Here is a 14,209-nt window from a genome sequence, read left to right as displayed (position 1 = left end):
ATCTCGCTTTTTTAGTTACTATTTCCTCATCACTTTTACATTCATTTCTTCCACCTTTTTATCAGATAATTGAGAAGGTGCCCCAAAGAGTAAATCTTCACTGGTCCCGGTTTTCGGGAAAGCCATCACTTCTCTAATAGAGGCTTTTTTCTCTAAAATCATCATTAATCTATCCACGCCCCAAGCAATACCACCGTGTGGTGGTGCACCATAATGAAAGGCTTTATACATAGTGCCAACACTCTTCATCATCTCGTCTTTATTATAGCCCATGTTTTTGTAAGTGGCTTCTAAAATTTCAGGTTTATGAGCACGCACAGAACCACCACCAATTTCGTAACCGTTTAAAATAAGGTCGTATTGTTGCGCAATGATACTGCCAATTTCATCTTCCTTACCATTCATATGCTTATCAATATCATAAATAGCTGGCATAGAGAAGGGATTGTGAGTAAACGTCCAACGGCCTTCATCTGTTTTTTCAAACATCGGGAAATCAATAACCCAAGCAGGTCTTAATTCCTTAGGATTGATTAAACGGAGCATCTTTCCTAATTCTTGACGAACCGCATCTAAAGCTTTATTGGCTGTTGCGTAATCGGCTGCAGAAAAGAAAACAATATCACCCACTTTAGCATCTGTTGTTTTTATAATGCCTGCGGCAATGTCTTCGCCTAAAAATTTAATGATTGGCGATTGCAAATCGTTTTCATTTACGATAATGTACGCTAAGCCTCCTAAACCATGACTTTGTGCCAATGCGGTTAACTTTTCAATTTGCCCTTTTGATAAACGTTTGTTGCCTTGTTCTTCTGCAGAAACTTTAATACACTTTACAATACCGCCTTCGTCAATAGGTTTACTAAATACTTGAAAGGTGGTATCTTTAACAATGTTGGTAATGTCTTGGAGCTTTAAACCAAAACGTAAATCTGGTCTATCACAACCATAATCGTCCATGGCTTGTTTATAGGTTAGCACTTCAAACGGGCGTAAAATCCATTTTTTACCATATATTTTCTCAACAATCCCATTAAACATGTTTGTGTTCAAATCAATGATTTGTTGCATGCTAGCGTATGCCATCTCAATATCCAACTGTGTAAATTCTGGTTGCCTATCGCCACGAGAATCTTCATCTCTAAAACAGCGGGCAATTTGGAAATACTTCTCGTAACCACTAACCATCAACATTTGCTTGAATTGCTGAGGTGCCTGTGGTAAGGTATAAAACGAACCTGCTTGTTTACGAGTAGGTACAATAAATTCACGAGCGCCTTCATCAGTTCCTGCACTTAAAATAGGTGTTTCAATTTCCAGGAAATCTTGCTCGTCTAAAATATCACGCATCATTTTGATAACCTTATGTCGGTTAACAATTACTCTGCGTACATCATTATTTCTATGGTCTAAATATTTATATTGAAAACGTACATTTTCATTCGTTTTTGTTGCACGCTTAATTTCAAAAGGTAGGGTTTTAGAAAGGTTTAGAATCTCTAAATCTTTGGCTTCCATTTCAATTTTACCTGTTCTTAAAGCGGCGTTATAATCATCTTCTTTACGTTGCACAATAGTTCCAGATACCGTAATAACCGATTCTGGTTTTAGTTTTACCAACTCATCTAAATTAGCAAACGATTCTCGGCTTAAACGTACCTGAAACATCTGTGTACTTGAATCGCGTAAATCAATAAATATCAGTTCTCCGTGGTCACGCACGCTTGAAATCCATCCAGAAAGCGTTACGTTTTCGGAAATATTATCATCTGAGATTTCAGAAATAACGTGTGTTCTGTATTCGTCTTTTATAACAATAGGAATCTGTGGTAAAACTTCTTCTTGTTTGGTTACTGGTTGTTGGTTATTTGTTATTGGAGCGTCACTTTTGCCTTTTGTCTCTTGACTTTTAACTTCTCCTGAAAGCGCATTTAAAATCCCTTCACGAATAACTTTTCCTGAAGCACCTTTTCCGATAATACCAATAACTTTTCCAACCAGAATTCCTGCTTTCCCTTGGTTACCAGCTATAATGTCATTTGCAACCGCTTCATTGTCTGCAATAACTTTTGCAATCGCATCTTTTATTTGAGATTCTGAAATCGTATTATCTTCAAAATATTGGTTGTAGTTAAAGTCTCTATCTTTTAAATAGGATGTTATGGCGTTTTGAACTAAAACTGATGTGATTTTTTCATCTTTGAACAACTGAAAAATTTCAATTAGATGTTCAATTCTGTGAATATCACCATAAGCTTCAGCGTCAATATTATTAACTAATGTTTTTGCAACAAACGATGGGTCTTGAATAACGTTGTTAATTGCTACAAACGTTTCAGAGCGTAATGAGTCGGCTGTAAAAAACTTTGCGTCTTGCGGTAGAACTCCACCTTTAATTAAGATGCGTTCTACTGCAAAAGGAAGCGTGCTTAAATCGACATCAATAGATTCAACCACCTCTTTTATGCTCACAAAAGGTAAATCGGGCTCTGAAATAAAACGATAATCGGCTTCAAACTCTTTTTTACGCATGGTTTTGGTTTGCTTTAATTCAGCATCCCATAACACCGTAGTTTGGTCTGGTCTAAAAGTCTTGTTTTCTAAGAAATAGTTGAGTTGTTTTTCAACTTCTTCTTTTAAAGCCTCAGCCATAAACTTAAACGAGTTTAAGTTTTTTATTTCGGTACGTGGATTTAAATTATAATCGTGTTTTTTACGGAGCGACACAGAAACATCCGATTTGAACTCGCCTTTTTCAAGGTTAGCTTCAGAAATTCCTAAATTCTGAACAATACGTTGAATGTATTGTGCATAGGTTGAAGCATCTTCGATATGGCGAATACAAGGTTCGGTAACAATCTCGATAAGTGGAACACCAGCTTTGTTAAAATCAACTAAAGACACCTTCTTTTCGTGCATTAATTTTGCTGCATCTTCTTCTATATGCACTTGAGTTAAGTTTACCGTAAACTGGGAGCCATCATTTCGGAAACAAGATACCGAACCATCAGGAATCACAGGGTTGTGAAACTGCGTAATCTGAATATTTTTTGGATTATCTGGGTATTCATAATGTTTTCTATCCCAAGAAATTACTTCGTTTTCAAAAGTTGATTTCACTGCTTTTCCAAAGTAAATCGCTTTATTAATAGCTTCTTTATTAATAGCTGGTAAAACCCCCATTTGCCCTGTACAAACAGAACAAATATTTTGATTTGGTTGCTCTGTTTCCTGATTAGCACAAGAGCAAAATAACTTTGTTTTTGTATTTAATCGAACGTGTGTTTCCAGACCGATTACTAACTCTAATTCGTGCTTTTTAAGCAAGTCGTTTAATTGTTCTAGTTCCATTATATCGTGTCTTTTAAGAAGTTAGCAAACTTCAAAACGAGTTCGTCATTATGTTTTGCAGCCGTAATTTGTAAGCCTGTTGTAGTCCCTTGAGGAATTGTTAGTGTAGGTAGTTGCCCTAAACTAAAACCAACCGTATAGGCATCAGATAAATACATGGCGTGCGGATTTTTTAAACTATCTCCAATTTTTGGTGGTGTACTTGGTGTAACAGGCGAAATGATAATATCTACTTCTTGAAAATCATTTTCAAAATTGTTAGCGATGTTATCTCTAAGTGCTAATCCTTTTAAGTAGATTTCATCTGAAAATCCTTGAGATAATACTTGGTTTCCACCAACAATTCTGCGTTTTGTTTCTTCAGAGAAATTCTCAGAACGTGTTACTGCATAAGTTTCTTTTAAATTATCAGATTCAATACGGTTACCATAATTTGTACCATCTAATCTAGAAAGGTTAGACGCGGTTTCAGCCATGGCCAATGTATAATAGGTAGATACTAAAGTTTCAGATTCAAAGAAATCTAAAGCTTTTACTTGAATACCTTTGGCTTTTATTTTTTCTATTGTTTCTAAGAAATCAGATTTGATTTTTGCATCAATAGCATCTGTTTCAATAAAGTTCTTAAAGTACCCAACTGTTTTTATATTATCAGTAGTTGAAATAGCCTCTTGAGTTATTTCCGCGGAAACGTAAGACGTTTGATCTTTAATATCTTTTCCACTCATAACATTTAGCACAATGCGAATATCTTCGATTGATTTTGCAATAGGGCCCACACAATCTGTTGATGATGCGTAAGCCATTAATCCGTAACGCGAAATACGTCCGTATGTAGGTTTTAAACCATATACATTATTGTAACCTGCTGGTTGACGAACAGAACCACCAGTATCTCCTCCAATAGAAAAAATGGTATAATCTTTAGCAACGTTAACCGCAGAACCGCCACTAGAACCACCACCAACTAAATCGGGGTTAATAGCGTTTTTAACGGCACCAAAAATGGTGTTTTCGGAAGAAGAACCGTGACCAAAACTATCACAGTTTTCTTTTACTAACGGTATAGCGCCAGCATCCAATAATTTTTGAATTGCTGTTGCGGTGTAAGCCGATTTGTAGTTTTTAAGCAAATCTGAACTTGCTGTAGTATATGTACCCTGAACCATGTACACATCTTTAATCCCGAAAGGAATACCTTCCAGTAAACCAATAGTTTCTCCGTTAGCTATTTTTGCATCTACTTTGGCGGCCAAATCAAGTGCTAAAGTATCTAGTAGGGTATTAACCGTATTATGAGTGTTCTGTTGTAGTAAGTTTAATTTTTCTTGAACCAGCGCGGTACAAGTAATGTCTTTGTTCATCAATTGCTGATGAATTTTATATATCTGCGAGCTCATAATTATTCTTCTATAACTTTAGAAACTACCAAATAGCCATTTTTTTCTTTTGGGAAGTTTTCAATAATGATTTGTTTTTCTGTATCAGAACTATCTATAACCAGATCGTCTCTTAAATCATTTAAAGACAATGCGTTATTGTGATTATTGAAAGCATTATTATTTGTTGTGTTGGCATTTTTAATAACCTCAAATAACTTGTTTACAGCCTCGGATGGCTGTGCTCCTTTAATACTCGACAATACGTCGACTGTCATAATTTTGCTCATCTTTTTTGATTTTTTATTATAAAGACGCTTTTAAAATGGTCTCAAAAAAAAGCCTTCCGATATCGGAAGGCTTTATATATTTTAAACAATAACCTTCCGAACCCTAAGCATTAGGATTATTGAAATTATTATTATTGTTATTGTTTCTCATGATTTTTTAATGAGTTCAAATATATATAGAATAAATAGAGTATACACTATTTTTAAAGACATACTGTATTGTATTATGAAATTATTAAAAAAGGTAAAGTTAATTTGAAAGGTTGCTAGTGTATTTGTGTTAATTGCTTATTTATGTTTAATGTATTTTAAAAATAATAGAGCTGTTTAATGTATTTTGATTGTCTTTTTATGAGTGAAATGATGTATAACTAGAAGCTAAAAAATGCCATTTAAGGCGTTTTGAGTTTTGATAGTTGTGTAAAGCAAATTGAAAACCATAAAATCAATTTTAAAGCACTTTTTAGTCGATTTAAGCAACTTTTGAGTAATTAACAATTGTTGATAATTATTGTTTTACCTCGTTAAAATGCTTTTTAAAGGGCGCAAAATTTCGTATATTTGTTTGTATTCAGAAGGATGCTATTTAGCGTCTTTTTTTATGTTAATGAAACTCTGTTTTAAAGAGGTTGAAAAACCGAAATTAAAACAGTAAGTTAAATTAATCCCGATGAAAATCGGGATCATTTAAAGTTAAATATTAGCTCTGGCAAACAGAAAATTAGGATTGGTTTTGAGCTTGAATTTAGCAAATGAATGCGTTAGGGATTGCAGTGAAAAGCCCACAGCCCGACGAAGGAGGTGCGAGGACTTGAAACGTAAAGCCCGACCCTTTAGGGTAACGCCCAAAATAGTTTTGTGGTGTTTTTAAAATAAATTAAAACAAACTAAATAGATAGTATGAGCGAAGCAAAAGAAGAATTTAACAAGCATAATTATTCGGCTGATAGTATTCAGGCTTTGGAAGGTATGGAGCATGTGCGCATGCGTCCATCCATGTATATTGGTGATGTGGGTACAAGAGGTTTGCATCATTTGGTTTATGAGGTGGTGGATAACTCGATTGATGAGGCTTTGGCTGGACATTGTAATAATATTACGGTGATTATTAACGAGGATAACTCGATTACTACCGAGGATGATGGTCGTGGTATTCCAGTAGGATTGCATAAAAAAGAAGGTGTTTCTGCACTTGAGGTTGTAATGACTAAAATTGGTGCGGGTGGTAAGTTTGATAAGGATTCTTACAAGGTTTCTGGTGGACTTCACGGTGTTGGTGTAAGTTGTGTTAATGCTTTATCTGAGAGTTTAAAAGCTACAGTTTATAGAGAGGGTGAGATTTGGGAACAAGAGTATGAGCGCGGAAAAGCATTATATCCTGTTAAAAAAACGGGTGCGACTGATAAAAGAGGAACTACGGTTACTTTTAAACCAGACCCAACTATTTTTACACAAACTTTAGAGTATAGTTATGATACTTTAGCGAGTAGATTACGTGAGTTAGCGTATTTGAATAAAGGAATTACGGTACATTTAGTTGATAAGCGAGCGGTTAAGGAAGATGGTGAGTTTGAGGGCGAAACATTTCATTCTGAAAATGGATTGTCTGAGTTTATCCAGTATTTGGATGCGACACGTGAACCTTTAATGAAAAATGTAATTGCTTTTGAAGGTGAAAAGAATGGTGTGCCTGTTGAGGTTGCTATGATTTACAATACATCTTATGCAGAGAATTTACATTCTTATGTGAATAATATTAATACGCATGAAGGAGGAACACATTTATCTGGTTTCCGTAGAGGGTTGACGCATACGTTGAAAAAATATGCGGATGAATCTGGCATGTTAGATAAATTGAAGTTTGATATTGCTGGTGATGATTTCCGAGAGGGATTAACGGCTATTGTTTCTGTAAAAGTCCAAGAGCCTCAGTTTGAAGGACAAACGAAAACAAAATTAGGTAATAGAGAAGTTTCTGCATCTGTAAGTCAAGCAGTTTCTGAAATGTTAACGGATTATTTAGAGGAAAACCCTGATGATGCTAAAACCATTGTACAAAAAGTGATTTTAGCGGCTCAAGCGCGTCATGCAGCCCAAAAGGCGCGTGAAATGGTACAGCGTAAAACAGTAATGAGTATTGGTGGTTTACCAGGGAAATTATCTGATTGTTCTGAGCAAGATCCTGCAAAATGTGAAGTATTTCTTGTTGAGGGAGATTCGGCAGGTGGAACTGCAAAACAAGGTCGTGATAGAGCATTTCAAGCCATTTTACCATTAAGAGGTAAGATCTTGAATGTTGAAAAAGCAATGACACATAAGGTTTTTGAAAACGAAGAGATTAAAAACATATTTACGGCACTTGGTGTAACTATAGGAACGGAAGAGGATAGTAAAGCTTTAAACTTATCTAAATTAAGATACCATAAAGTAGTGATTATGTGTGATGCCGATATAGATGGTAGCCACATTGCTACTTTAATTTTAACGTTCTTCTTTAGATATATGAAGGAGTTAATTGAAAACGGACATATTTATATTGCAACACCACCTTTATATTTAGTAAAACGTGGTGCAAAAAAACAATATGCTTGGTCTGATGATGAACGAGATAAAATCATTGAAGAATTTGGTGATGGTTCAAAAATCCAACGTTATAAAGGTCTGGGGGAGATGAATGCTGAACAACTTTGGGATACTACAATGAACCCTGAATTCAGAACCATGCGTTTAGTACAAATAGATAATGGTACTGAGGCAGATAGAATTTTCTCTATGTTAATGGGTGATGAAGTACCACCTCGTAGAGACTTTATTGAAAAGAATGCTATTTATGCTAATATTGATGCTTAAATAGACTTTTTTTAATCAAGTAATTTAATAGCTCTAGCTTATACTGCTAGGGCTATTTTTTTTCGCTAAAACGTGTCTTTAATCGTTAAAAAGCAATTTTTTTCGATAAAGAGTGTTTTTGTGTGATTTTTTTCTTATGTTTGTAATTCCAAATTTATAATAATGAAAAAGTTAACCTTACTTACATTACTTGGTTTTGTAACAATCACTTCAAAAGCACAAGATATTGGTGGCTTATTTGCTGCCGGTGAGGAAAGTGCAGAACGCTTTACTAATGATTATTTAGAGCCTGCAACAAATGGTTTAATGCACAGTATGAATGCTGGTTGGTTTAATACTGCAGATGCTAAACCCCTTGGAGGTTTTGAAATATCAGTAATTGTAAATGCCGCAAGTGTTGCAGATGAGCATAAATCATTTTCAATGAATTTAGATTCGTATGAAACGAATGACTTGTCGTTTGAGTTTACAGATTCTAGCGCAAGATCCAGAGATGTTGCTACAGCTCTAGGTGAAAATGACCCTGAGATTAGAATTAGAGTAACTGATAATACAACGACACTTAGTGAGGAAATAACCTTGCCTTCTGGAATAGGAGATGCTAGTGCTAACTTATTACCTACAGCTTTTATTCAAGGTGCTTTAGGTTTAAGTAAAGGTATTGAACTTAAAGCGCGATTTGTGCCAAAAATTGATACAGATGATTTTTCATTAAGCATGTACGGAGCAGGTTTGCAATTCGAGGTTACCAAATGGTTACCAGCAGATAAACTATTACCGGTAGCGATTTCAGGTTTAGTGGCGTATACAAATTTGAATGGTGCTTATGATATAACAGATTCGTCAGGAATAGATGGTAGTGATCAGCGTATAGAAAGCGATACAAACACTTGGTTGCTTCAAGCTATAGTGTCAACAAAATTACCAGTAATAAACTTTTATGGTGGTGTTGGATATATCAAAGGTAAATCAGAATCAGATGTGCTAGGTACTTACACAGTTACTTCTGGTCCTTTCTTTACCGAATCTTATAGAGATCCATTCTCAGTTTCAAGCGAAGTGTCTTCAGTAAGAGCAACACTAGGTTTTAAATTGAAATTAGGATTTTTTAGACTCAATGGAGAATATCACATGTCAGAATTTAATGCTTACTCATTAGGTATTAATTTTGGATTTAGATAATAGAAAGCATATAAAAAGTTAATTGTTTAGTTTTAGTTAGTTATATTTAATTTTTGTTTAAAAGCGCAGGATTTTGTCCTGCGCTTTTTTATTTACAGCATATTAATTTGTAATTTTGCGAGTATTAAAATTTCACATTTTTTTTAGTGAAATAATTGAAGTTCATGATTTAAATCATTTAGTATGTTTGATTTAATACAGAATTTCGCATTGAAATTAAAAACAAATTAAATACTATTTAAATTTTAAAAAAATGAAAATAACAGTTGTAGGTGCGGGTGCAGTAGGCGCAAGTTGTGCAGAATATATTGCTATTAAGAATTTTGCATCAGAAGTTGTATTGTTAGATATTAAAGAAGGGTATGCTGAGGGAAAAGCCATGGATTTAATGCAATGTGCATCATTAAACGGTTTTGATACTAAAATAACTGGTGTAACAAACGATTACAGTAAAACAGCAAATAGTGATATTTGTGTTATTACATCTGGTATTCCGCGTAAGCCAGGTATGACTCGTGAGGAGTTAATCGGAATCAATGCAGGCATCGTAAAATCTGTTTCAACAAGTTTACTAGAACATTCTCCAAATATGATTCTTATTGTTGTGAGTAATCCAATGGATACCATGACTTATTTGGCGCATAAATCTTTAGATATTCCTAAAAATAGAATTATTGGTATGGGTGGTGCTTTAGATTCTGCACGTTTTAAATACAGGTTAGCTGAGGCTATGGATGCTCCTATTAGCGATATTGATGGTATGGTTATAGGTGGTCATAGTGATAAAGGTATGGTACCGTTAACAAGTCATGCAACAAGAAATAGTATTAGAGTTTCAGAGTTTTTAAGTGCAAAACGTTTAGAGCAAGTAGCAGCCGATACTAAAGTTGGTGGTGCAACACTTACTGGACTTTTAGGAACTTCTGCTTGGTATGCTCCTGGAGCTGCTGTAAGTGGTTTGGTTCAAGCTATTGCTTGTGATCAAAAGAAAATGTTTCCATGTTCTACATTTTTAGAAGGTGAATATGGTTTAAGTGATATTTGTATAGGTGTTCCTGTGATTCTAGGTCGAAATGGTATAGAACGTATTGTCGATGTTCCTTTAAGTGATGCTGAAAAAGCGCATATGAAAGAAAGTGCAGAAGGCGTTAAAAAGACTAACGGATTGTTAGACGTATAACACGTTAATTTCTTAAAACATAGATTTAAATAAAGACTGTAGTAATACAGTCTTTATTTTTTTATATTTGGCGTATGATTGCAAGAAGGTGCATTTGTATTTTAATTTTTGGTTTAACCTTATTTGGTGTGGTTTCTCAACAGCAAATAACGTTACCTAATCAAGAAATTGTTTTGCAGTTTGAAGATGTTAATTTAACATCAAATCAAACTGGGGAAGCAGTAACTGCCATAAAACAAAAATTACAAGGTTTAGGAGCAAAAAATATTAAGGTACTAACTCTACAAGAGGGTAAACTAAAAATAACCTATTTTAGTGATGAAGATATTGCTAGTGTAAAACAGCAGTTTTTAGATCAAGAAACCTTAACGCTCCAGTTAACATCCCAATCAAAAGATAATAATCCGTCACAGTTACCAACTCAAGAATCTAACGTTAATTATGATATTAATGTTTACGAAATACAAAATAGCCAACATTCTGGATGGGATTTTGATGGTGTAATTGCATCGGATACTGAAGTAAAAAGCGATCGATTCTTAGATCCTAATTATTTCGCCAAAGAAAGTGCAGGTTACGATTATACAGATAGTCTAATACAAATCACTTATAAAATTCGTAAAGCTATTACGATACAAATAAGTGATGCACTACATACAATACCAGAAGTTAGAGCTGGACCTATAGTTTAAAAGGAGTTTAAAAGAAAGATTCCTAAACCTTTATTCCAAACGTAGAATGCATTAATAATGCAGATTCTATAAAATCATAATCAAAAAAATAAAAAATTGTCAAATCATGGAGTAAATTCTATATTTGCTCGCCTGAAATTTTCGGGATTCAAAATTTGACCTAAATAAAGTATAACATGCAAAACAAAGGATTAGTAAAATTATTTGCTATTTTGTTTGGTTTGGTAAGTCTTTACCAATTATCATTCACATTTACAGCAAATTCAATTGAAAATGAAGCTGAGGAGATAGCGATTAGTAAAATCTCTGAGTCCGAAGAGAATTATAGAGCACTTCGTAGTCAAGAAGAAGCTAACTATCTTCAAGAAAAAGGAACCGATACGGTTTATAACATTGGTATTGCAAAATTCACTTATAATGAAGTGAAGCAAAAAGCCATGAATCTTGGTTTAGATTTAAAAGGTGGTATTAACGTTATTCTTCAGGTATCTGTAAAAGATATCTTAAAGGGGCTAGCGAATAATACTAGTGAACCAGTATTCAATAAAGCATTGGATGATGCCTCAGAGCTTCAAAAAAATAGTCAAAACACCTATCTAGAGGATTTCTTTATCGCTTTTGATAAAATTAAAGGAGATACAAAATTAGCATCGCCAGATATCTTTTATACAAGAGAACTTGACGGTGAGATTGATGGTAGTATGAGTGATGAAGATGTAAAGTCTATTATTGAAACTAAAATTGATGAGTCAATTGTTTCAGCTTTCGAAGTATTACGTAAGCGTATTGATGAGTTTGGTGTAACGTCCCCTAACATTCAACGTTTAGGAAATTCTGGACGTATTTTAGTAGAATTACCAGGAGTTAAAGATGTTGATCGTGCTACAAGTTTATTACAAAGTACAGCGCAGTTAGAGTTCTGGGATGCTTACAAAGGTGAACAGTTCTTCGGGTTTATCGATCAAGCTAATGCTGTTTTAAAAGATATTATTGAAACAGAAGATACTACTGAAGTTGAGTCTCAAGATGAAGAAGATGCACAAAGCGATCAAATAGATGATTTATTAGGCGATGCTGAAACTGATTCTACAGCAGTTGAAGAAAACAATCCATTAGGGAAGTTAATAAGAGGTCTTGGCTATCAGGGAGGTCCTATTATTGCTAAATTTGAAACTAAGGATAAAGAAACGGTTCTTGATTATTTAAACAGATCAGAAGTTAGAGCTTTACTTCCAGCAGAACAACGTTATGCTAAGTTTGTTTTTGGTAAACCAGAAAAAGATAGTGAGCTGGTTGATTTATATGCTTTAGTTGGAAACAGAGAGAATGTACCACAATTAAGTGGTGCTGTAGTAACTGATGCTAGAAACCAATTTGGTCCAACAGGAAAGTCTGAGGTGTCTATGCAAATGAATGCTAAAGGTGCTAAGATTTGGGAAGAAATGACGGGGAAGGCTTATTCTCAAGGTAGTCAAATTGCGATTGTTTTAGATGATGTAGTGTATTCAGCACCTGGTGTTACTACTGGGCCAATTGCTGGAGGAAACTCTTCTATATCAGGTGATTTTACGTTAAATGAAGCAATTGACTTAGCAAATGTATTACGTGCAGGTAAATTACCAGCTTCTGCAGATATTATTCAAAGTGAAGTTGTAGGGCCATCATTGGGTAAAGAAGCTATTGAAAGCGGTACAATGTCGTTCTTAATAGCATTAGTGTTAGTATTAGTATGGATGATTTTCTACTACGGAAAAGCAGGAGTATTTGCAGATATCGCGATGCTATTAAATATCCTTTTAATTTTCGGTATTTTATCAGGATTAGGCGCAGTATTAACACTTCCAGGAATAGCAGGTATTGTATTAACTATTGGTATGTCTGTGGATGCAAACGTACTTATTTTCGAGCGTATCCGAGAGGAATTGGCTAAAGGTAAAGGGCAGTTAGAGTCTATTAAAGATGGGTTTAGTAACGCGTTATCATCTATTTTAGATGCCAACATTACTACAGGTTTAACAGCTTTAATCTTATTTATATTTGGTACAGGGCCAATTAAAGGATTTGCAACAACCTTATTAATAGGTATTGCTACGTCATTATTTACAGCAATTTTTATTACCAGATTGTTAATAGATTGGTATGCTAACCGTGGCGGAAAATTAGATTTTTCAACGGCAATTACTAAAAACCTATTCAGAAATATTAATATTGATTTCTTGAAGAAACGAAAAGTAGCCTTTGTTATATCTGGTGCTTTAATTCTTTTAAGTTTAGGCTCATTATTTACTAATGGGTTAAATGAAGGTGTCGATTTTGTTGGTGGTAGGACCTATCAAGTGCGTTTTGCGCAAGATATTAGTGCTTCAGAAATCACTAACCTTTTGTCACAGCCAGATGTTTTCGGAAGTGCAGATGCCAAAACTTTTGGAGATGCAAACCAGTTAAAAATTACAACTAAATATAAAGTAAACGAGTCTGGAGCTGCGGTAGATGAAGAAATCAGAAAATCATTATATGAAGCTTTAGTGCCTCATTTAGAAGGAATCTCTTATGAGCAATTCATCGATTTAAATGATGAAAATAAACAAGTTGGTTTATTAGAATCTTATAAAGTAACACCAACAATTGCTGATGATATTAAGCAAGCTTCATTCTGGGCAATTTTAGGGTCGTTAATCGTTGTATTCTTATATATCTTAATTCGTTTTAAGAAATGGCAGTATTCATTAGGTGCAGTAGCTGCAGTATTCCACGATGTATTAATTGTATTAGGAGTATTCTCATTAACGTACAAGTTTATGCCATTTAATATGGAAATAAACCAAGCGTTTATCGCAGCTATCCTAACGGTTATTGGTTACTCATTAAACGATACCGTGGTAGTATTCGATAGAATTCGTGAGTTCTTTAATGAGCATACCTCTTGGAAGTTCGATAAAGTTGTAAACGCATCATTAAGCAGTACGTTGAGTAGAACTTTAAATACCTCACTTACTACATTAGTAGTATTATTAGCAATCTTCATCTTTGGTGGCGATTCTATCCGTGGTTTTATGTTCGCCTTAATCATAGGTGTTATTGTTGGTACCTACTCGTCATTATTTATTGCAACACCAATCATGTATGATACTGTAAATAAATTAGAAGGGAAAAAAGAGAAAAACTAACTCAAACTTTTTTCTTTACAAGAAAGCCTATTAACGTTTGTTAGTAGGCTTTTTTTATTTGGGCGTTACCACAAGGGTCGGGCTTTACACTATATCTTTTTTGTGCTTAAATTATTTT

8 protein-coding genes are annotated in these 14,209 nt (G+C 34.4%); 5 read left to right on the top strand and 3 right to left on the bottom strand.

Going from position 1 to position 14,209, the window contains the following annotated elements; genetic code table 11:
* Positions 1 to 18 precede the first annotated feature (18 nt).
* The 3 genes from gatB/aspS to Q0772_RS01280 are packed head-to-tail and all read right to left on the bottom strand — an operon-like array spanning position 19 to position 5,020.
* Positions 19 to 3,351, bottom strand: coding sequence for a bifunctional amidotransferase subunit GatB/aspartate--tRNA ligase AspS (gene gatB/aspS, locus Q0772_RS01290; protein WP_298339130.1), 3,333 nt, complete (start codon positions 3,349 to 3,351; stop codon positions 19 to 21).
* The gene (locus Q0772_RS01285; RefSeq protein WP_298339128.1) at positions 3,351 to 4,751 is read right to left on the bottom strand and encodes an amidase family protein; all 1,401 of its coding nucleotides are present in this window, start codon (positions 4,749 to 4,751) and stop codon (positions 3,351 to 3,353) included. The genes gatB/aspS and Q0772_RS01285 overlap by 1 nt, the downstream gene beginning before the upstream one ends.
* A gap of 2 nt (positions 4,752 to 4,753) precedes the next feature.
* Complete coding sequence (locus Q0772_RS01280) at positions 4,754 to 5,020, bottom strand: hypothetical protein (protein WP_298339125.1); 267 nt, start codon at positions 5,018 to 5,020, stop codon at positions 4,754 to 4,756.
* A gap of 900 nt (positions 5,021 to 5,920) precedes the next feature.
* Here Q0772_RS01280 and gyrB point away from each other — a divergent pair.
* From gyrB to secDF, 5 genes are all read left to right on the top strand, one after another.
* Entirely contained in the window at positions 5,921 to 7,870 is a 1,950-nt protein-coding gene (gyrB, locus tag Q0772_RS01275) for a DNA topoisomerase (ATP-hydrolyzing) subunit B (protein WP_298339122.1), read from the top strand.
* Between the two features lie 162 nt (positions 7,871 to 8,032).
* On the top strand, positions 8,033 to 9,052 hold the full coding sequence (locus Q0772_RS01270) for a DUF6588 family protein (RefSeq protein WP_298339119.1): 1,020 nt from the start codon (positions 8,033 to 8,035) through the stop codon (positions 9,050 to 9,052).
* A 253-nt stretch (positions 9,053 to 9,305) separates the two neighbouring features.
* The gene (locus tag Q0772_RS01265) at positions 9,306 to 10,232 is read left to right on the top strand and encodes a malate dehydrogenase (protein ID WP_298339117.1); all 927 of its coding nucleotides are present in this window, start codon (positions 9,306 to 9,308) and stop codon (positions 10,230 to 10,232) included.
* Positions 10,233 to 10,306: 74 nt separating this feature from the next.
* Positions 10,307 to 10,924, top strand: coding sequence for a hypothetical protein (locus Q0772_RS01260; protein WP_298339113.1), 618 nt, complete (start codon positions 10,307 to 10,309; stop codon positions 10,922 to 10,924).
* A 176-nt stretch (positions 10,925 to 11,100) separates the two neighbouring features.
* Entirely contained in the window at positions 11,101 to 14,091 is a 2,991-nt protein-coding gene (gene secDF, locus Q0772_RS01255) for a protein translocase subunit SecDF (protein ID WP_298339110.1), read from the top strand.
* Positions 14,092 to 14,209: the final 118 nt, after the last annotated feature.

Origin of the sequence: uncultured Algibacter sp., assembly GCF_947490405.1 — a bacterium.
Lineage (GTDB): Bacteria > Bacteroidota > Bacteroidia > Flavobacteriales > Flavobacteriaceae > Algibacter_B.
This window is presented reverse-complemented; position numbering and strand designations above follow the sequence as displayed.